The organism is Paenibacillus radicis (ex Xue et al. 2023) (assembly GCF_024722015.1).
Classification (GTDB): Bacteria; Bacillota; Bacilli; order Paenibacillales; family NBRC-103111; genus Paenibacillus_S.
In genome coordinates, this window is record NZ_JANQBD010000030.1 from 85,898 (window position 1) to 106,197 (window position 20,300).

15 protein-coding genes are annotated in these 20,300 nt (G+C 47.3%); 14 read left to right on the top strand and 1 reads right to left on the bottom strand.

Going from position 1 to position 20,300, the window contains the following annotated elements; translation table 11 throughout:
* Positions 1 to 53 precede the first annotated feature (53 nt).
* The 3 genes from rocF (at position 54) to NV381_RS31215 (ending at position 2,106) form a co-directional block, all read left to right on the top strand.
* Positions 54 to 971, top strand: coding sequence for an arginase (gene rocF, locus NV381_RS31205; RefSeq protein WP_258217230.1), 918 nt, complete (start codon positions 54 to 56; stop codon positions 969 to 971).
* 80 nt (positions 972 to 1,051) lie between these two features.
* Complete coding sequence (locus NV381_RS31210; RefSeq protein WP_258217231.1) at positions 1,052 to 1,531, top strand: DinB family protein; 480 nt, start codon at positions 1,052 to 1,054, stop codon at positions 1,529 to 1,531.
* A 122-nt stretch (positions 1,532 to 1,653) separates the two neighbouring features.
* The gene (locus NV381_RS31215; RefSeq protein WP_258217232.1) at positions 1,654 to 2,106 is read left to right on the top strand and encodes a copper amine oxidase N-terminal domain-containing protein; all 453 of its coding nucleotides are present in this window, start codon (positions 1,654 to 1,656) and stop codon (positions 2,104 to 2,106) included.
* A gap of 277 nt (positions 2,107 to 2,383) precedes the next feature.
* Here the strand turns inward: NV381_RS31215 and NV381_RS31220 are convergent, their stop codons facing one another.
* A complete protein-coding gene (locus tag NV381_RS31220; RefSeq protein WP_258217233.1) occupies positions 2,384 to 2,512 on the bottom strand; it encodes a YjcZ family sporulation protein in 129 nt (42 codons plus the stop codon).
* 251 nt (positions 2,513 to 2,763) lie between these two features.
* Between NV381_RS31220 and NV381_RS31225 the strand changes: the two genes are divergently transcribed.
* The 11 genes from NV381_RS31225 (at position 2,764) to NV381_RS31275 (ending at position 19,685) form a co-directional block, all read left to right on the top strand.
* Complete coding sequence (locus tag NV381_RS31225) at positions 2,764 to 4,314, top strand: hypothetical protein (RefSeq protein WP_258217234.1); 1,551 nt, start codon at positions 2,764 to 2,766, stop codon at positions 4,312 to 4,314.
* Entirely contained in the window at positions 4,311 to 6,245 is a 1,935-nt protein-coding gene (locus NV381_RS31230) for a TOMM precursor leader peptide-binding protein (protein ID WP_258217235.1), read from the top strand. Before NV381_RS31225 ends, NV381_RS31230 begins: the two co-directional genes overlap by 4 nt.
* A gap of 345 nt (positions 6,246 to 6,590) precedes the next feature.
* On the top strand, positions 6,591 to 7,577 hold the full coding sequence (locus NV381_RS31235) for an ABC transporter permease (RefSeq protein WP_258217236.1): 987 nt from the start codon (positions 6,591 to 6,593) through the stop codon (positions 7,575 to 7,577).
* Positions 7,578 to 7,594: 17 nt separating this feature from the next.
* Positions 7,595 to 8,479, top strand: coding sequence for a carbohydrate ABC transporter permease (locus NV381_RS31240; protein WP_258217237.1), 885 nt, complete (start codon positions 7,595 to 7,597; stop codon positions 8,477 to 8,479).
* Positions 8,480 to 8,543: 64 nt separating this feature from the next.
* Complete coding sequence (locus NV381_RS31245; protein WP_258217238.1) at positions 8,544 to 10,199, top strand: extracellular solute-binding protein; 1,656 nt, start codon at positions 8,544 to 8,546, stop codon at positions 10,197 to 10,199.
* Between the two features lie 144 nt (positions 10,200 to 10,343).
* A complete protein-coding gene (locus tag NV381_RS31250; protein ID WP_258217239.1) occupies positions 10,344 to 11,276 on the top strand; it encodes a dihydrodipicolinate synthase family protein in 933 nt (310 codons plus the stop codon).
* 334 nt (positions 11,277 to 11,610) lie between these two features.
* Complete coding sequence (locus NV381_RS31255; RefSeq protein WP_258217240.1) at positions 11,611 to 12,648, top strand: sialidase family protein; 1,038 nt, start codon at positions 11,611 to 11,613, stop codon at positions 12,646 to 12,648.
* A 151-nt stretch (positions 12,649 to 12,799) separates the two neighbouring features.
* Complete coding sequence (locus NV381_RS31260) at positions 12,800 to 16,018, top strand: glycosyl hydrolase (protein ID WP_258217241.1); 3,219 nt, start codon at positions 12,800 to 12,802, stop codon at positions 16,016 to 16,018.
* Between the two features lie 61 nt (positions 16,019 to 16,079).
* The gene (locus NV381_RS31265) at positions 16,080 to 17,135 is read left to right on the top strand and encodes a cache domain-containing protein (RefSeq protein ID WP_258217242.1); all 1,056 of its coding nucleotides are present in this window, start codon (positions 16,080 to 16,082) and stop codon (positions 17,133 to 17,135) included.
* Entirely contained in the window at positions 17,132 to 18,451 is a 1,320-nt protein-coding gene (locus NV381_RS31270; protein ID WP_258217243.1) for a helix-turn-helix domain-containing protein, read from the top strand. Before NV381_RS31265 ends, NV381_RS31270 begins: the two co-directional genes overlap by 4 nt.
* Before the next feature lie 52 nt (positions 18,452 to 18,503).
* Positions 18,504 to 19,685 carry a HEAT repeat domain-containing protein gene (locus tag NV381_RS31275; protein WP_258217244.1) on the top strand — a complete coding sequence of 394 codons (1,182 nt, stop codon included), beginning with the start codon at positions 18,504 to 18,506 and terminating at the stop codon, positions 19,683 to 19,685.
* Positions 19,686 to 20,300 lie beyond the last annotated feature (615 nt).

Sequence of the window (20,300 nt, forward strand, 5' to 3'; positions counted from 1 at the left end):
CCTGTTCCAATGTTCCCAGGCAAAAGCGGCTGGCCTTAAAGGAGAGATATTCGATGAAAAAGCAACCGGGCAGACCAATCTCCATAATTGGCGTTCCTTTGGATTTGGGAGCAGGCAGGAGTGGCGCGGGAATAGGTCCAAATGCTATCCGATATGCTGGGGTCGTAGAGAGGCTCGAACAGCTTGGCTGCTTTGTCATGGACGAAGGGGACTTAACAGTAAAAGGCTCCAACGTAACATCGACTAAGCAGCCGAACACCAAGCTCAAGCATTTGGACGAAATTGTAAAGGTAAATGAGGAGTTGAGCACAAAAATAGGGGAGGCTATGGCTGCTGGGCATTTCCCTCTCATCTTGGGTGGAGATCACAGTATTGCGATAGGTACTCTGGCGGGGGTGAGGAAAAGCGGCGGTCAATACGGGCTTATTTGGTTCGATGCTCATACAGATGTCAATACGGGAGAAACGACGCCTACCGGGAATATTCATGGAATGTCCTTGGCCGTGGCTCTTGGCTATGGAGATCCCCGATTGACGAGTATAGGAGGAGGAACAGCCTTTATTAAGCCGGAGCATACGGTAATTGTTGGGGCTCGATCGATTGACCCAGGCGAGCGCAAGTTCCTAAAGAAGCTGGGCGTTCGAGTGTTTACGATACGAGATGTCGAGAGATTGGGGATTGCCAAAGTGATGGAGCGTGCGCTTAAGATTGCAGCAAGGGGCACGGATGGCATTCATCTCAGCCTGGACCTTGATGGACTTGACCCGCATGATGCGCCTGGTGTCGGTACCCCGGTTCCGGGCGGTCTAAGCTTGCGGGAGAGCCTCCTGGCAATGGAGCTGATTTCCGAAGCAGGAGTGGCTGTCAGCGCAGAATTTGTAGAGGTTAATCCGACGCTTGATCTTAGAAATAAGACAGCAAGGGCGGCCGTGGATCTGATCGGCGCGTTGTTTGGTGAAAGGATTATTTAATGAGAACAAACGTTCTATTTATTTGAAAAGTATGATACTATTAAAGCAGCCTGGATTTATAGGAGATGGTCCGTATCCATATGACTAGAGTTCGTGAAACTATAGATAAGTTCAATTCTGATTGGCTCAGCTTTTTAAAAGATATACAAGTTGATGCATGGAACGAGCCCATATCGATTGGAAAAGCTTCAATTGCAGAAATCATCGGGCATTTAATAAATTGGGATCAATATCTGCTAACGAATGTGGTGCCTACTGTAAAAGAAGACGGTAAGATTATGTTTCCTGAGTTTGACTCTTTTAATAGAAAAGGGTACGCGTATGCGAGACAAATATCGAGGAATCAACTTATAGCTGATTTCGCCAGTACTCGTAAGCAATTGGTAGCAGTATTGTTGGAATTGCCGGCAGAAGTAATAAATAGACCGACAACTGCTAATGGAGCTTCTCATTGCCCGCACACTGGTGAGCCTTATTCCTTGCTTTACATTATCCAAGAGTTTACTGAGCATGATGAGCATCACAGGAAACAAATACATAACTATATTCATAGATATTGATAGAGAAATTATGTTTTTTAACATTTTTAACAATAAAAGGATTAAGTATCTCGTATAATAATCTATAAACTCATTTGCAAAAAATAAGTTAATAGATACATAGAATCGAGGTACTCACCCGTATGAAAAAGTTTGTTTCAGGTTTAATTATAGGAGGCATTGTATCTCTGAGTACAATGGCCTACGCTACCAACTCATTGGAAGTTTTATCGTTTCCGGTGAATTTCTTGATTAACGGGCAAACCAAAGAGTTGAACAATGGCTACACCGTCTTTAATTACAACGGAAACGCTTATGTTCCTATAAGATTTGTAGCCGAAAATATGGCAGCAGAGGTTATCTACGATGAAGCATATAATAGAATAAGAATACAGCAATCTACGGCCAAATTTGATGAGTTTACTTTTGCTCCGACTCCCCTCGTTACGTATGAAAAAAAGTCGAAGTTTGGTACGATCTGGAATCAAGAAATCCCCCTAATACAGGGAAGTGGTTGTTGGATGACTTGTGCCGATTTCGCCCGACCCGCTGACTTAATTAAAGTTACAGATTATTCTCCTGTTCCTGTATCGTAAAACTCAAGCGTAGTTATCCGATATCCGAAAGGGATGGAACCAAGCTCAATAAAGGTCTCGAAATTAGTAGATAACAAATATGAAGAATTGCCGTTAGATACTGGCCGCCTTACCTTTACAGATGTGCCAGGCGTATATACTTTGGTTATTAGATCCACGTGGGATCAACTAGAGAGAAGCGCCTCCTATGTTTTTGCAGTGGAAATTAAATAGATTCTCCAATCCTATAAAAACGCCCGGCTACATATTAGCAGCCGGGCGTTAGTGGCATATTTAATTAGATAAATGAACGAGAAACAATAACCAAAAGAATGAAAAGTACGAGAATTACACCCGTGCTTGTGAAAAAACCTGCGCAACTACAGCTACCGCCTATACCACCTACACCGCCTAATCCAAATCCCATGTTAACATCCTCCCTTCGATTTTCTTCTGCATTGTATGAACTGAGGCTGTTCGCGGATTGGGCATATTTAAAAAATGTGCGAATATAAGTTAGTGGTTTCAGACTTCTGTACCTCCTTAACTTTAAAGCATCGCTTTAGCTGCGTAATAAACAGACGGGCGGATACATATTTTTACATTAGATTAATTTATCATGTGATCACGTCGGTTGTTTCATCACCGTGCATCATGCCAAGGAGAAGGAGGGGAAGGATGTCTTCTCAGAGTGAATGGGTACTTGCAGTCGGTTGTGGTCCAATCTTGCTCTCGCTTGTTAAAGTATGGTATGAATCGGATTTATCCAGGCTCAAAGTATTCGTAACAAACACGCAGCTCACAGATATGGAGGGGCTTACGGAGTTATTGCAGCATGCTCAACCGAATGATGCGGGGGCTACTCTGGATATCTTTGCCACAGCGGGAGGCGAGGTGGTGAATTGGGAGGCTGTTGTTCAGCCTTTCTCATTTATTTTGTATGTTTCCGAGCCCAGCGACTTAGAGGAGCTTCGGAGTCTTCAGGCCGCTTGCAGGGCGGAAGTAAAGCCGCTGCTCAGCGGGATGAGCTTAAGAGGAATGGGCATAGTAGGGCCGCTATATCGTCCGAACGAAGACAATTGTTGGGAGTCGGCATGGCGGCGTCTGCATTCGTCTGTCTTTCCCGCTGAAGGGGATACTCAAGCTTTCTCTGCCACAGCCACAGCCATGTTATCGAACCTTATCGTGCATGAATGGCATAATGTGATTTCGGCAGAGGAGGAAGCGCATTGTTTGGATCAATGTTATATTCTGGATCCACTCACATTGGAGGGGGGCTGGCATCCGATCCTGCCTCATCCATTCGTATCTGGATATGAACCGGTCCGCGTGGTGACGGATGTGGAGCTTAACCTTAACCTCGGAGCCGACCAAGAGCCTGCCGGAACCGAGGAATGGTTTGCTTGCTTCAGCAAGCTGACCTCAACGGTGACGGGCATATTCCATGTGTGGGAAGAGGGCGGATTGAATCAGCTCCCATTGGCACAGTGCCTCGTACAGCCGGCTGACCCTCTATCCGAAGGGCCGGCGCAGCTGCTGCCGGCTATCGTTAGCAGCAGTCTGACGCATGAGGAGGCGCGGCGTGAGTCGGGGCTTGCGGGACTGGAATCCTATATGACCCGAATGACCCCGATGCTGGTGGATGGAATACCGTCGTATCAGCAGGAACGGGAAAAGATGTATATCGGTGCGGGATGCACCTTCGCTGAAGCGGTTGGGCGAGGGCTGACAGCTCGTTTAACCGATGAGCTGGGCAAACGGACTCTTGAGCATGAGCTAGTAGTGACGCGTGCGGAATATACCCGAATCGAAGATGTGCATTGTCGGTACTTTTTACAAGCTTTAAGCACCCTGGAGGGCGAACCCCTATTGGCAGTCGGAGAGCCTCTATTCGGATTTCCGGTAGTGTGGGTGTATTCGGGTGGCAGTTGGTATGGCAGCGTAGGCCTTGGCATCACTTCGGCACTTCGCGAATCGCTGCAGAAGGCTTTGAGAAAAATCGGCCAATTCCAGGTTTCCACTGTGATATGGAACGATCACAAGCTGCAAAGTGACATCATTCCCTCCGCTAATCCAATAGGGCATACGTCATCGATACTGTCCGCCATTGAGTCGTTGAAGCAGCAGCATAAACGCTTGGAGGTCATCGATATGCGATGCGAGTCCTTCCTGAATGAAGGGCCATTCAGTGTTTTAGGCGTGCAGCTCAGAGAGGAAGAAGCCTTATGAATAATACCATCGTTATAGTTGGAGATGGCATGCTTACGGATACGGTGTGCAAGCATTTGTCGGGTTTCCCCATAGTGCGCAGACCGGATTTCAGCGAAGACCTGCCTGCCGCTGCGCTGGTATTGGTGCTGGGAGGGGATTCCTCCCTCCATCTTCAAGCGGAGGAGCTGCTGCAGCCGCTCGGCATCCCTTGGCTGTGCGCCTACGTGTCCTTCGGAGAAGGGGTGGTAGGGCCGCTTGTTCGCCCAGGGACTGCGGGATGCTCCTTATGCGCTGAAACCAGACGCTCAATGGCAGGACGGGATCGTGAAGAAATGGACGATCTGCTCCTAAGTCTGGTTTCCCCCGATCATTCTCCGCTTCCAGCTGCAGAGTTACCCGCAGCTGGATTGCTGCATATGGCACACATGGTTTCAGCAGAAACGGTCAAGGTGCTTCGAGGTGGCAAAGCGCATTCAGAAGGCAGGATCTATTTGGTTAATCTTAGCAATTTAAGTACTACAATTCACGATATTTTACCGGACCCAATTTGTCCGGTTTGCGGCCGATTGCCGGATGATTCGAAGGAAGAGGCGGTAATATCGCTAAAACCAAGCATGAAGCTCGACCCGAACCATTACCGCTGCCGTTCGATGAGTGATTTGCGGAAGGTTTTGGTTAAGGATTATTGGGATAGCCGGACGGGAGTGTTCAACGGCAAGCAGCTAGACTTCGCGTCGGCTTTTGCAGGGGCGGTTGTGAATCTGCCGTTGATGATGTCCAATGAAGTGACGGGAGGCCGTTCACATTCGTATGCTGACAGTGAGCTGGCTGCCATCCTCGAGGGATTGGAGCGATATTGTGGTATAACTCCCCGGGGCAAACGAACGGCCGTGTACGACAGCTTTACACGCCTGAAGGATGCGGCAATGGATCCATCGAAGGTCGGGTTCCATGCGCAGGAGCAGCTGGAACAGCCTGACTTCCCCTTCCTGCCATTTGATCCTGATGCTGAAATAGCGTGGGTCTGGGGATATTCGTTTATGCAGGAACGTCCGATTCTAGTTCCCGAGCTGCTGGCCTATTATAGCATGGCTTACGGAGGGGGCTTTGTATATGAGACTTCCAACGGTTGTGCGATAGGGGGAAGCCTGGAGGAGGCGATCCTGTACGGCATTTTGGAGGTGGTAGAGAGGGATTCGTTCTTGATGACCTGGTACGCCAGACTGCCTGTTCCGCGACTTGATTATCGCTCATCGGGGGATCGGGAGCTGCTGGTCATGATAGACCGTTTAAAAGCTGTAACCGGGTACGAAGTCATGCTGTACAATACAACGATGGAAAACGGAATTCCAAGCATATGGGCAGTAGCGAAGGGCGGAGCGGAGCAGGGAGTGAATCTTGTCTGTGCCGCGGGAGCCCATGTAGACCCGATCCGGGCGGCCAAGAGCGCCATACATGAGCTGGCAGGCATGATTACGATGGCGGAGGTACGTTGGAGAGAGCGGAGTGATGAAGCTGAAGCTATGTTTCATGATTCTTTCCTGGTGCAGCAAATGGAGGATCACGGGCTGCTGTACAACTTGCCTCAAGCGGAGGAGAGGCTCCGATTTCTGCTGGACGAACAACGTCCTCTCCGGACCTTCGACGAGGAGTTTGCTTCCATTCCTGCGCATGAGGATTTAACGGATGATCTGAACCAGGTTCTTCAGATATTTAGCAGCCTGCAGTTGGATGTCATTGTAATCAACCAGTCATCGGGTGAAACGCTCCGCAACGGACTGCACTGCGTAAAAGTGCTGATTCCGGGAATGCTGCCGATGACGTTCGGACATAACCTTGCCCGGCTGACGGGTCTTGACAGGGTACTGGAGATACCGATGAAATTAGGTTATGTAAATCACAAGCTGGCGCCTGAGGAGCTTAATCCGTATCCGCATCCTTTTCCGTAGTCTTAGGCACGGGGCAGAGGTAGGAAGCGGTATTTGATATCGAAGACGAGTCTTGCCATAAATGATGTCTTTTTGTAGCGTGATCCTGTTGCAAGGATCACGCTGCAAAGAGGCATTTTTTTCTTTGCCCTGATGAGATTATTTTCTGAGAAGGCCGCTCAAGTGCACGGCAAAACCCAAGCCACGCTTGATGTTCTGCCTTTTTGTGCGATATATGAATCCACTGTGAAATATGAATCAAGGAGCTTTTTGTGCGAAAAGTGCATCATGCGAAGCTGTATCGGTTCTTTTCAAGAGTGAAAATCCTTCTCTATAATAAGGGGCAGAAAGCGGTTACGAATCATCTTGAATCGCAGCAATAGTCATCCGGGAGGGATTCATATTTATCAGTCCAATGTACAGCAGGCGGTCGGCGTTCAGAGAAATAAGACGCATCCAATCCTGCGTAATATGAAAAGAAGCAAGTACTTGTATATGATTTTTTTTCTACCCTTTTGTTACTATGTATTGTTTCATTATTGGCCCATGTACGGTATCATCATCGCTTTCAAGGATTACAACATCGTCAAAGGAATTGCCGCCAGTCCCTGGGTTGGTTTCGTCCATTTCCAGAAGTTTTTGATTGATCCTTACTTTTGGAAGCTGATTCGCAATACGCTGTTGATCAATGTGTTTGAAATTTTCTGGGCATTCCCGGCTCCGATTATTTTGGCTTTATTATTAAATGAATTGAAGAGTCAGAAACTGAAAAAATTTGCACAAAGCGTAAGCTACCTGCCCCATTTTATTTCTACGGTTGTAGTGTGCGGTATGATTGTTAACTTTCTGACTACGGATGGACTTATTAATCAGTTTATTGTGTGGTTAGGCGGTACGCCTGTCCATTTTCTGATGAAGCCGGAATGGTTCCGGACGATTTTTATCTCCTCCGGTATTTGGCAAAGCGTAGGCTGGGGCTCCATCATCTACTTGGCTGCACTAACCTCCGTGGATGAAGAGCTGTACGACGCTGCTAAAATAGACGGAGCGAACCGTTGGAAGCAGCTGCTGCATATCACTTTGCCGGGAATCGCGCCGACCATATCGATCATGCTGATTCTAAATATCGGGAAGCTGATGTCCATCGGCTATGAGAAAATTATTTTGCTGTATAACGGATCGACTTATGAAACGGCAGATGTCATTTCCACTTACGTATATCGGAGAGGCTTGCTGGGAAGTGACTTCAGCTATGCTACAGCCGTAGAGCTGTTCCAGGCCGTTGTAGGGTTAGTTTTATTAGTATCTGCCAATCGGCTCTCCAAAAAAATCAGTGAAACCGGATTGTGGTAGATCATCAGGAGGTTGCTATGAACAAACAGATTTCCATGGGCTCAAAGGTTTTTGACAGCTTTAATGTATTCATTCTTATACTGTTGATGTTTATCACGCTGTATCCCATTTATTACATTTTTATCGTATCCATAAGCGATGGTAATCTGGTTACTAGAGGTTTAATCACGTGGATTCCGCTGGATATTACTTTCGATGCCTACAAGATCGTATTCAAAAATCCGGATATATGGCAGGCTTACGGAAACACATTGCTGTACACAACGGTGGGCACTACAATTAATGTCTTCATGACAGCGCTTTGCGCTTACCCGCTTTCCAGAAAAGATTTTTATGGCCGCAATCTATTTATTTTCATGGTCGCGATAACGATGTTTATAAGCGGAGGCCTGATTCCATTGTATCTGGTAGTGCAGCAGCTTGGGCTTATCGATACGATGTGGGCGCTTGTGCTTCCTCCGGCTATTAGCACCTTCAATATGATCATTATGAAAACGTACTTCGAAGGTATTCCGATGGCACTTCAGGAATCGGCTTACTTGGACGGAGCGAATGAGATTCAGGTGCTGATCAAAATCATTCTTCCGTTATCGCTGCCAGTTATGGCTACCATGGTGCTATTCTACGCGGTTCATCATTGGAACAGCTTCTTCCCGGCGCTGATTTACTTGAATGACAGTGATAAATTTCCGGTTCAGGTGCTGCTTCGCAATATCGTTATAGCAGGGGAGTTCGCCGACCAGACCGCCGATATAGGAAGTGCTTCATCCAACTTCAGGGTCGTTGCGACCAACTACAAGTTTGCTGTCATCATCATTACCATCTTACCGATTTTGATCGTCTACCCTTATTTGCAAAAGTATTTTGTAAAAGGCGCGATGATTGGGGCACTCAAGGGTTAAGCTCATAGCTCAAAGCTCATAGGGTGCTTCTAAAAATTAGACAAACTTAAAGGGAGGGTTTTACATGACAAGAACATGGGTAAAAGGATTGTCGTTATCGCTTTGCACCGTTATGGTAGCATCCGGCTTAGCTGCTTGCTCCAGCGGAGGGAAGGAAGCTTCATCGCCATCGGCAGGGAATGGGAATACATCGTCGAAGGCTGCAGGTGCTGGCAAAATTTCCGAGAAGGAACGGGAAGTGAAGGTAACATTTCCGGAGCATCCGAACCAGCCGGTTAAAAACTACGCACTCGTGCAGCAGGAAATTTTTAACCAAACCAATATTAAATTGAAGTTCGAAAATGTCCCGAACAGCAACTATAACGACAAGAAGAAAACATTACTGGCTACAAATAACTTGCCTGATATTATTCAAATTGAGATGTCGGATGTTAACAATTTTGGCTCAACAGGTGTTTTTGTTCCGCTGCTCCAGTACATGAATAAAGGTTTGATGCCCAACTTCAAGAAGTTCTGGGATCAGTATCCGGATATGGTCAAGCTGACCGCTGACGGTGAACTGTACGGTTTCCCTGCAATTGGCCGTAATGAACTGAAGAACGGCTTTGGTCCGGTTATCCGCACCGATTTGTTAAAGAAGCATAACCTGCCGGTACCCAAATCATTCGATGAGCTGCTGACTGTTCTTGCAGAGCTGAAGAAGTTATATCCGGATTCAACGCCGTTCTCCGTCCGCAAAGGAAGCGGGCCCATCCACCAGCTGTTTAAAACGATGGCTTATCCACTAGGATCAGGCGTTGGCAGCGGTAACGGCATTTATTTTGACAAGGATGTCAATGGAGGCCAGTACCTGTACGGTCCGGCTACGCCGCAGTTCAAAGAGGTGCTTGCCTTTTTCAATAAAGCATTTTCGATGGGTGTCCTCGACAAGGATTACGCAGTGGCAACTCAACAGCAGTGGACAGAGAAGCTGACCAGCGGCAAGTCGTTCTTCTTTATGGATAACAGCGGGTTCGCTCTGGATTATACGAAGCAGCTGCAGAAAGCGGTTCCGGATGGGAAATTCCAGATCATTCCGATTCCGACTAACAAATCCGGTAAAGCTAGAGCTGAGTTTTATGCAACAACACTTACGTCGGATAGAATGTTTGCGATCAGCTCCAAAGCGAAGGATCCTGAAACGCTCATTAAGCTGATTGATTGGATGTACACGGAAAAAGCGTCGAACCTGATGAGCTACGGAATCGAAGGCGTCCACCACACCTTGGATGATAAAGGCCAGCCGAAGCTTAAAGCGGAATATGTGGCGAAATTTAAAGAAGGTCAGCCGACTCCGTTCTATGCCATGTACTCCGAGCTTGGTTCGGGTAAGCTGAGCTTTACTCCATGGTTTGCCAATATGGACCCGCAGGTGCAGGTTGAGAAGCTGACAGGCAGCTGGAGCGATGTGCATGAGGAATATTGGAAAACTATTGCAGACGACAAAGCTTACCATGATCCGTACCTGGATCCTCCGCTTACCAAAGAAGAAGCTGCTCGCGTAAAAGAAATTTTAGCGCCTCTCACCACAATGCTGGAGCAGGAATACGATAAATTTATTATGGGTGTTAAAAAGATTGACGAATATGATGCCGTGATGAAAAAGGCTCGTGATACAGGCGGCGCAGAGCTGGAAAAAATCTATAACGGTGCTTTGGCCAGATTGTCCCAAAAGAAATAAGCAGTTAGGTTGAGCAGCAGCAAAGCAGGGCCGTTTCACCGCGAATGTCCAAGCATTCAAAGACATCTGCGGTGAAGCGGCATCTATTTGCGGTATGCTCCAGCAGCAGCCGATACTTATAAATAACGGAGGTTTCCTAATCACATGCAGAACGAACCCATTGCCAAAGGTGTTTGGCCTACGATGGTGACTCCCTTCACCAATTCCAATCAAGTGGATTACTTTGCACTAGAGCAGCTGGTTGAATGGTATATCAATCAAGGGGTTGCCGGGCTTTTTGCGGTATGTCAATCCAGCGAAATGTTCTTCTTGACGCTTGATGAACGCACTTCGATAGCTAAGTTCGTAGTCGAGAAGGCAAGAGGCCGCGTCCAAGTGATCGCATCCGGTCACATCTCGGAATCTATGGAGGATCAAGTGACAGAGCTGCAAGCTATAGCTGCTTCCGGTGTTCAGGCAATAGTACTGGTAAGTAACCGGTTAGCGAAGCAGGATGAATCTGATGAGGTATGGAAGCGTAATGCTGAAACGCTGTTGAGCGCTATCCCGGATATTGCTTTCGGCATTTATGAATGCCCATTTCCATATAAAAGGCTTATTTCACCGGAATTGTTGGCATGGTGCGAGTCAACCGGCCGGTTTACCTTCCTGAAGGATACATGCTGTCACACCGGGCATATTCAAGAGAAGCTGAATGCGGTGCGCGGCGGCGGTTTGAATATATATAATGCCAACACAGCCACCTTGCTGGAAACTTTGAAAATCGGAGTCCAAGGCTATAGCGGGATCATGGCCAACTTTCATCCGGATTTGTACGTATGGCTTACCCGTCACTTTGAGGATCAGCCGGAGCGGGCGGAGAGGCTGCAGCATTTTCTAGGCATGTCCTCCGTCATTGAAAGCCAGTATTACCCCGTGAATGCGAAATATTATTTGAGCCTCGAAGGGCTTCCTATTGGACTTCATACGAGAACTAAAGATCACAACCTGTTGACTTATTCGAATCGGCGTGAGGTAGAGCAATTGTTTGCATTAACTGCTGAGTATAGAGAGCGAGGAGTCTGTCCGACGATTTGATCTTCGTGAATATTTATTCATACGGTTATGGAGGGATAAGGGAATGGTACGGAAAGTTTACGGCCGCCCTGGTCGTCACCTTCGGTGACTGCTCGGGTATGCAGCCTACCTTTGAAATGAAGTTGTTACCGCAAGGTAAATTAAAGACAACTTCAATTTCTGGGGTCCCCGCAAAGTAATCGGAGTATGCTTCAGAGCATCTTCTTCACTTTGTGGGGTGGGAGAGCGGTGGAGTGCCATCCCTTTCTCGTAATAACCACAGTAATGAATAAATATTCACGGGTTTGCTTTCGTTGGACAGACTCCCATATGAACTTAAAAGGAGAGTTGAGCTATGAAACTAAGAGAGCAAGTCAAACAATTCCTATTTGAAGAGGAGCGGCCTTTTAACAATTGTCACGCGTCTACAGTTATTGCATGGCCAAATGGAGATTTGTTGGTCTCCTATTTCGCCGGTACGAAGGAAGGCAACCCGGACGTTGCCATCTGGTGCTCCAAGAGAACGGACGGAGTATGGTCCAAGCCGTACTTGGTAGCAGATGAAGAGGGGCTTGTTCATTGGAACCCGGTATTGTTCCGCAAGGATGACGGGCAAATCGTGCTTCATTATAAAGTAGGGCGTCCCATTCCGGAATGGTACACACGTGTTACAGTATCCAATGATGACGGTGCGACCTGGAGCGAGCCGGTCGATTTGGTGCCTGGAGATGTAGGAGGAAGAGGTCCGGTCAAAAATAAGCTCATTGTGCTGCAGGACGGCACATGGCTGGCGCCTGCATCCATTGAAGGGGAAGTGTGGGACTGCTTTGCTGATATTTCCTATGATCAAGGATTGACGTGGACGCGTAGCGAGCTGGTACCAACCAATCATGGGACTGAGCTGCAATCGGGGAGCGGTGCTGCGATGCAGCAGGTACACGGCAAAGGCCTCATTCAACCGACCCTCTGGGAATCGAAGCCCGGTCAAGTACATATGCTCATGCGGAGCACAGGCGGATTTATTTATCGCAGCGATTCGTCGGATTCAGGCAAGACTTGGTCTCCTGCTTACAGAACTTACCTGCCTAACAATAACAGCGGGATTGACTTGGCCAAAATGGACGACGGAACGCTGGTGTTGGCTTATAATCCGGTAGGGATGTACAGGGGCCCCCGTATGCCGCTCCTGCTGAGCATTTCTAAAGATAATGGGGAGTTTTGGGAAGAATTGTTGGTTATGGAGGCGGAGTATCGATCCTATACCATCCCAATTGAACCGGGAGAGTACTCCTATCCGGCTGTCATTGCTGAGGGAAAGCATATCTATGTGACCTACACCTGGAAGCGGGAGCGTATTGTTTGCTGGAGTCTGGAAGTAGAGACAGCTGAATAGCAGCGCTTATTGAGAACAGCGGCAGCCTGAGGTTATTCCTTGACCGCTGTTCTTGGATTCTGTCCGACGATTTGATCTTCGTGAATATTTATTCATGAGGCTATGTAGAGATAAGGCAATGGCATGGAAGTTTACGAAGGAGGTTCTAAGGATGGAGCTCTTATCCCAACTGAAAAAGCAGTTTGAGCAGCCCTCTGCAGAATATAGATCTGTGCCTTTCTGGGCATGGAATGATGAATTGAAGCAAGAAGAGCTGATTCGTCAGATTGAAGATATGAAGGAACAGGGGATCGGCGGTTTCTTTATGCATTCCCGGGATGGGCTGGAAACTCCTTACTTGGGCAAGGAGTGGATGGACTCTGTTCATCAGTCGGTTGCAAAAGCAGAAGAGCTTGGTATGAAGGCATGGCTGTATGATGAAGACCGTTGGCCTTCGGGCTCAGCAGGAGGCGGAGTTCCCGCTCAAGGCGATGAATTTCGCTCCAAGGGATTAACCCTAGAGGTTGTGAGTGGAGAAGACAGCACATATGAGGATGACGGCCGAGTGGTCGCTATATTTAAAGCATCCATCCAGGGTATGGACCTTATAGGCTGTGAAAAGCTGCCATTGATACCATGGGTACCCTCATTTACAACGTCACCTGCATCAGCTTCTACATTAACCAATGATTCAGATATGCCCGCCTCAGCTTCTGGGACTATAACTACAGCTAGGGCCGCACAGAATCTGGAGTTTTCCGAAGGAGAAGTGCTTCTTGTCTTTCGAGTAGAGGTATCCGCCCCAAGTGAATGGTTTAACGATGAAGCTCCGCCCGATAGTATGAATTCGGATACAGTGCGCAGGTTTATTGACTCGACCTATGAGGTTTACAAAGCGGAAGTGGGGGACCAATTCGGACGTACTATCACCGGTATTTTTACAGATGAACCGGGTGTACATGATCGACATTGTCAGTACACCGCTGGTCGCGGCTGGGTGCCGTGGACGTATTCGTTCACTCAATACTTCAAGGAACTGCGAGGGTACGATATTTTGGACGTCCTTCCCTACCTTTATTTTAACGGAGAACGATCTCCAATGGCCCGACATGATTATTGGCGAACGGTATCCGATAAATTTTGTGAATCCTACACGAAGCAACTGGGAGACTGGTGTGAGACCAATGGACTCGCTTTTACCGGACACTATTTGTGGGAGAGCGCTCTAGGAGTAGCTACAAGAGTTTGCGGTGCAATCATGCCCCACTATCGTTATCAGCATGTGCCAGGAATAGATATGCTCTGCGAGCAAACGGATGAGCATATGACTATTAAGCAATGCACTAGCGTGGCGAACCAATATGGACGTAAATTTGTCATTTCGGAGACCTATGGGTGTACGGGATGGGAGTTTACCTTTGAAGGTCAAAAATGGATGGGCGATTGGCAGTATGTACTTGGTGTCAATTTAAGGTCCCAGCATCTTGCCCTATATTCAATGAAGGGCTGCCGCAAAAGAGATTATCCTCCGGTATTTAACTACCAGACCTCCTGGTGGAAGTATAACCGGATTATCGAAGATTATTTCGCTAGAATCGGTGCAGTAATTACGGAAGGCAACCCGGTTAGAGATATTCTCGTCCTGCATCCGGTGTCAACGGCATGGTCGATGCTTGGCACGAATCCATATGGAAGTCCACGGAGAGGCTTGGACAGGGATATACCCGGTATTGACCGTTACGGCTATGAATTTAACGAATTGCTGCGTGTTTTACTTGGCGCACATTATGATTTCGACCTCGGCGATGAGACGATTATGGCTGAAGTGGGGGAGGTCCGCGAACAGGAGAAGAAGCTGTACGTCAACTTAGCGGGCTATAAGACTCTTATTATTCCCCCGATCCGTACCATGCTCCACAGCACATTCGAGCTGCTCATGGATTTCCTTAACGCAGGCGGGCAAGCTATCGCAATGACGCCAGCCCCGACTATGATCGAGGGGAGATTATCGGAGGATCCAAGACGGCTCTACAATCATGCGGGAGTAACCATGGTTAGCAGGCCCGAAGAGCTCATTGCCAAACTGGAGCAATTACAGCCAAGAGCAGTCAGCATTCGGAACCGCTACGGGGCTGAGACCCCCGAATTGCTGTATTTGCTGAAAGAAACCGGTGATGGACACACCTTATTTATTGTGAACAACGACCGGCAGCAAGCATTCGATGTTTGTATAGATACTCAAGCTAATGGTAGAGTTGAAGAATGGGATGCATTGACCGGAAACATCAAGCAGGTACAATCATGGATGGAGGACGGACGTTTACGGTTCTACTCGCGCTTTGGTCCGACGGACTCAAAATTGTATGTCATTTACAGGGAAGAGACGTCTTCCCCTGTTAACCAAGCCAAGCTGGCTCCGCCGGCATTACTTTCCGATGCAGACTTGTATGCGGCAATCGGACCTGTATTTCAATTTAGCCGGACGATGCCCAATGTGCTGACTTTGGACACATGCTCATACCGGATGAGGGATGCCGGGTGGTCGGAATCCAAGGAAATATGGGTGGCACAGCGCGAAATCCGGGATGCGCTTGGTATGAGACAGGTGTATTATAATGGGATCACACAGCGTTATAAATGGATACGTGATGCTCATCCGAATGACGGTACGCCCGTCAGCTTGAAGCTGAGCTTTCATGTGACGGACGTTCCGGTAACAGAGGTGAGTCTTGTTGTAGAGGGTGCACAGCAGTTCCAGCTCAATCTGAATGGGCAGCCACTCTCTAATACACCGCACGGCTGGTTCGTAGATCGCTCAATGGATCAGGTACGGCTTCCTGGCATTCGCCAAGGAGTAAATGAACTGGAGCTATCCTGCTCCTACAATCAGGCGATGGAAATTGAAGATTGTTATCTCATCGGTGATTTCGGAGTGAGCATATCCCGAAGCATAATGAATGAACCGGAAACGCTGCGTACTGGGGACTGGGGTTTGCAGGGCTACTTCCATTACAATGGCAGTATCATCTATCACGCAGACTATCGCCATCAGCAGGAAGAAGGCAATAAGGCAATTCTGATGTTAGGGGATTACTCGGCAGTAACGGTAGAAATTCGTGCCAATGGAGTAACGGCGGGCCATGTGCCATGGAAAGCGGCGAACGGGGTAGATCTGACCCCTTATTTAATAAATGGAATAAATAAGCTGGAAATCGAAGTGATGGGAAGCCCGCGGAACATGTTCGGTCCATTTCATGGAGCGCGTGGTCGGACCGCTACGACGGACTGGAGCTCATTCCGCCAAGAAGGCAAGCTATTCACCCCTGATTATGTGGTGGAGCCGTACGGCTTAATGGGACAGGTGAAAATCATCCGGTCCAAGGAAGTTTAGACTTATAATATTGGTTAGTACAGTACAACTGAGGCGAAACGAAAGAGGGCAGAAAAACGCTATGAAAATACCAGGAATGAAACCATTCAGCGGAATGCAAAGTAAACAAAATAGGCTGTTCCTGACTATTTTATGCTATTTTCTGTCTCTTTTGATTCCCATTGTCATTATAGGTATTTCAGAGTATTGGTACTCCGTTAGCCTTATGAAAAATGAATTCAACCAAAGAATTTCTACGAATCTGGATTCTTCCGCGAATTCGGTTGATTCGTATATCAAAACTACGCAGGAAACCGGAGTCAACTTTTTATTCGATGATACGGTCCAATCCCTGCTCATGCCTAAAAATCTGCAAAGCCTGGAGGTTCGGGCAGAGCTGTGGAGATTGCCGCGCATTTTGCAGCGTAACGAAAACATTATCAGCAAATTCACCGATTCGATGTTCGTTTATATTGATAATCAGGATGTGTATGTCAGCGGCGGGGTCAATTATTTCGAATCCTTTTTCAACAACCTGTACAAATATGACAAGTATGATGCCAGCTATTGGATGAACAAGCAGAGATCGGATAAAGGTGTGGAGCTGCTGCCAGTTACGAAAGTGGTTCAAGAAAAAATCCACGTTAAGCAAGTCGTGCCCATCGTTATTATTAACCGGATTCGCAATCATAACGCGGTGATGGTTGTGAACATTGATGTACAGACCATCGAGAAGACATTGCAGGGGGGCGCGGTATTCGGCTCCACCGGCTTTGTCGTTTTGGACGGCAACCGGGAAGCGATATATGATGCCAATGGTTATTTGAACGGGACAGTGACAGCTGCAAGCCTTAATACTGCTTTTGAAGGGAATATCGGCAGTTCTAAGGAACTGACTGTTAGCGGAAAACGTTATGTGGTGGCGCATGTCAAATCTGACTTGTACGGGTGGGACTACTATTCGTTTACTCCGCTTGACGAGTTCAATCATTATACGGTTGGCATTTTGCAAATGACGCTTTTGTTGTGCATCGTGCTTATGGTGATGGGAATTGTATTTTCGTTCGTGTTTAGCTTCCGTATTTATAATCCAATTCGTAATATAGGGACATTATTGCACAGAAGAGCGTACCCATGAACGGAGAAAATGAAGTCAATGCCGCTGCCAACGAGTTCGAGCTTATCCAGCAGGGGATCAACAGGATGTCTGACAGTCATCAGCAGTACAAAGTGAAGTACGATAAGCAAACGAGTGAGTATGTGGAATATTCCTTGTTATTTCTGTTAAAAGGCCACACGATCAATCAGGAAGAAATTTTACGTGAAACGTTGAAAGCTGATTTCGGCTTTACGCATTCCGGTTTTATATGCTGCACCGTGTTTTTTGATTTCAAGGATGCCTTTTATCAGGATATTCAGGATACCGAACGTATTTATATTATAAATGGCATTAAAAAAATCGTTTGGAATCTGCTCGGTACCCAAGTCCCTTGTTATGTATTGGAGCATAGGCAAAATTTATTCGTATGTTTAATTAATATCGATGGTCCTCAGGATACGGAATTATTGCATCCAGCCTTCCATCGCATGCTTAATATTTTTGAATATGATATTCGAATGTATTATGACATCACCATTGGTATCGGCACCTTTTACACGAATGTGAATGATATCGGAGCTTCTTATAACGAGGCAATGACGGCGGTCAGCAAGCGCAATAAGGATCAGAGATTCCAGATCGTGGATTCCAATCAACTGTCTATCGAGAATAGCTATCAATATTCACTACATGATGAGCAAAAAATATTGAATTACTTAAAGCTGGGCGATGTTCCGGCCGTGCGGGATGTAATTGTAAGCGTGGTAGAAAGCAACGTACAGCAAGACGTATCCTACGAGCATATGCTGCAGCTGTTTAAAGAGATGTATGTTACCGGTATCCGGTTTTTGGCTGAAAAGGGGCAAAGCGTCGCACAGCTGGAAATGGAGCAAGAGCTTCCTTTCAGCGACAAAGCGTTCGAAGAGTCATTCCTTGGTACCAAAGAGTTGGAGAAGGCTATCCTTGAATTCTTCACCCGAATCATAGAAACGACGAAAGCCCAAAGAGGGCAAAAAACCGGTAATCTCGTATCCTTGATTGAGAAATATATTCAAGAGCATTACACGCAAGATCTCGGTCTTGAGCAAATTGCCGATGAAATGGGTGTTTCCGTCAAATATGTTTCCAGGGTGTTTAAAGATAAAACAGGTGAATATTTAACTGACTATATCAACCAGGTGAGGATTGAAAAAGCGAAGGAATTGCTGGTGCAAACCGACCTGAGAGTGAACGATATCGCAGAACGGATAGGCATTCATAGCCGAACTACATTTCTACGAGTATTTAAGAAAGTAGAGGGCATCTCTCCGAATGAATACCGTACCTTGCATAAAAAAATAAAAGGTTTTGAATAGCGCGCAGGTGATGTATACTTGTCTTAATATCAACACGGAGGTTGAACAGAAGATGAGTCAAGATATGGGCGGATTGGGCCGTCATTATTTACAGGAAGATTCTTATGGAGCGTCTGCATTCTGTTTTTACCGCGCTATTCTTGAGAACAATTTAAATGGGAATGCATGGAACGGTCTTGTTCTTGCGATGAGTCTAATGCGCAAGGAATATGACGCACAAACGGTACTCGCGAGATTCGCTCTGCAGCAGCAGCTGCCGTATGACAAGGATATGGTTACCTTCGCACTGATGATGTTCCAGAACAGTCCGCAGGCGCTTGCCCAGTGGGTACGCGCAATGTCAGTCCGTTTCGGGGCAAGCCCGGAGGAGAGACAAACCTTCGTCAAGATGGCTGAGGATTTGGACAATGCTTATAATGGATTGCTGGCAGAGCATGGCGAGGAAACACTTAAAAGCCAAGGCATGCTGAGTCTTGAAGAGTTCGCGAATCGTCGCATCGAGCTCGATTGGCTGCTGACGGAATCTGTTGACTCGATATTCGCATTGGCGCAGCTCTGGCTGGAAGACCCCGAAATGGTTCTTTCCGGTGTCCGTCTGTTATGCATGCTTCCCGACCCGCGGAGCGAGAGGATGCTGCGCCGCGTGTGCCGCAATGAGCAGGTGGACGGCAAGGTCAGAACTCATGCGCTGCTTGCGCTGAGATGGCTGGGAGTAAGAGGAAATGTTCGTATTCATAAGATGGACGAATCGTTCGTTATTAATCTGGATGATCCTAAGCCGGAGTTAACGGTGTCGGTTCCTGCTTCCTATAAGCCTGCTCTGGATAGAATGAAGCTGTGGTTGGCCAAAGAGCAAGGCGTTGTCACTCAGGAGGAGTATGAGCAGCATGCTTCCACAGATGAGCCAGAACTGCCGGCAGCGCTTGCCGAGAAGCTCGAGAACGCGGATATTCCGGGCGTGCTTCAAGAAGTGGTACATGCTGTGATTCGAGCGGCCTACGACCAGTATTACCCTCTTGTCCCACACAACAGAGGCGCACGCTCCTGGAGCAACGCGTTTGTGATGCTGATCAAGGACTACGCTGAGGGCATCGGCCAAGGTTGGCCATACGGCGAGCCGGAGAAGGATGATACGGCAGTGCTTCACCGTAACTGGATGCTTAGCGCCAGCCCGGATTTTTATTCCCAGATTGCAGAGGCTCGCAAGCTGCGGACAGCTCCAACGGGATCGTAGTTGGATAAGAAGTAAGGGGGTCCTCTCTTGCAGCGGTTAGCTGCGGGGAGGACTTTTCGCGTTGGAGAGCAGGTCTCGAGCGCGCGTTGTGGCGTTGCATGGCGGTCAGTCGAACACCGAAAGTATAAGCGTATGCTTGGCTCCGCTCAACCTTGACAAATACGCTAGCTCTTGAAAGACTACGCGGCCGTTTATAATTGAGTGAGGTTCAAGTACTTAAGTTGCATGTAGGGTTCTTTTGAGCTGAAATATTGAGATTTCAAGCAAGTTGTTGCTTTTGTTATTGTTATTGCTATTGTGTCTATTGTTTCTGTCGTTTCTACATTTTGCTGCTTACTCATACTTTCACTCGAGAGGAACGTAGATACGCTATTTTCGATTGGAATCGCTTTCAATGATTCTAGGCGGAACTAGGATACGCTATTTCGCTAAAATTTGCTTATTAAGAGTCAATTGTTGCTTAATAGAGCATCGTAGTTCCGCTTGATGACGGTGTAAAATTGTTTGTGTACCACAATTTGGAGCCTAGTCAGGCAACAAAAAAGTAGGGTATTCTCGGGATTAGTGAAGTCACCAAGAAAGGAACCCTACTCATGGCAACTATACACGAAACAA

Bases quoted from the DNA above. Each gene is read 5' to 3' on its own strand.
- NV381_RS31275 (WP_258217244.1), top strand. From the start codon at position 18,504: ATGAGTCAAGATATGGGCGGATTGGGCCGTCATTATTTACAGGAAGAT.
- NV381_RS31225 (WP_258217234.1), top strand. From the start codon at position 2,764: ATGTCTTCTCAGAGTGAATGGGTACTTGCAGTCGGTTGTGGTCCAATC.
- NV381_RS31220 (WP_258217233.1), bottom strand. From the start codon at position 2,512: ATGGGATTTGGATTAGGCGGTGTAGGTGGTATAGGCGGTAGCTGTAGT.
- NV381_RS31270 (WP_258217243.1), top strand. From the start codon at position 17,132: ATGAACGGAGAAAATGAAGTCAATGCCGCTGCCAACGAGTTCGAGCTT.
- NV381_RS31260 (WP_258217241.1), top strand. From the start codon at position 12,800: ATGGAGCTCTTATCCCAACTGAAAAAGCAGTTTGAGCAGCCCTCTGCA.
- NV381_RS31210 (WP_258217231.1), top strand. From the start codon at position 1,052: ATGACTAGAGTTCGTGAAACTATAGATAAGTTCAATTCTGATTGGCTC.
- NV381_RS31245 (WP_258217238.1), top strand. From the start codon at position 8,544: ATGACAAGAACATGGGTAAAAGGATTGTCGTTATCGCTTTGCACCGTT.
- NV381_RS31255 (WP_258217240.1), top strand. From the start codon at position 11,611: ATGAAACTAAGAGAGCAAGTCAAACAATTCCTATTTGAAGAGGAGCGG.
- NV381_RS31250 (WP_258217239.1), top strand. From the start codon at position 10,344: ATGCAGAACGAACCCATTGCCAAAGGTGTTTGGCCTACGATGGTGACT.
- NV381_RS31265 (WP_258217242.1), top strand. From the start codon at position 16,080: ATGAAAATACCAGGAATGAAACCATTCAGCGGAATGCAAAGTAAACAA.
- rocF (WP_258217230.1), top strand. From the start codon at position 54: ATGAAAAAGCAACCGGGCAGACCAATCTCCATAATTGGCGTTCCTTTG.
- NV381_RS31215 (WP_258217232.1), top strand. From the start codon at position 1,654: ATGAAAAAGTTTGTTTCAGGTTTAATTATAGGAGGCATTGTATCTCTG.
- NV381_RS31240 (WP_258217237.1), top strand. From the start codon at position 7,595: ATGAACAAACAGATTTCCATGGGCTCAAAGGTTTTTGACAGCTTTAAT.
- NV381_RS31230 (WP_258217235.1), top strand. From the start codon at position 4,311: ATGAATAATACCATCGTTATAGTTGGAGATGGCATGCTTACGGATACG.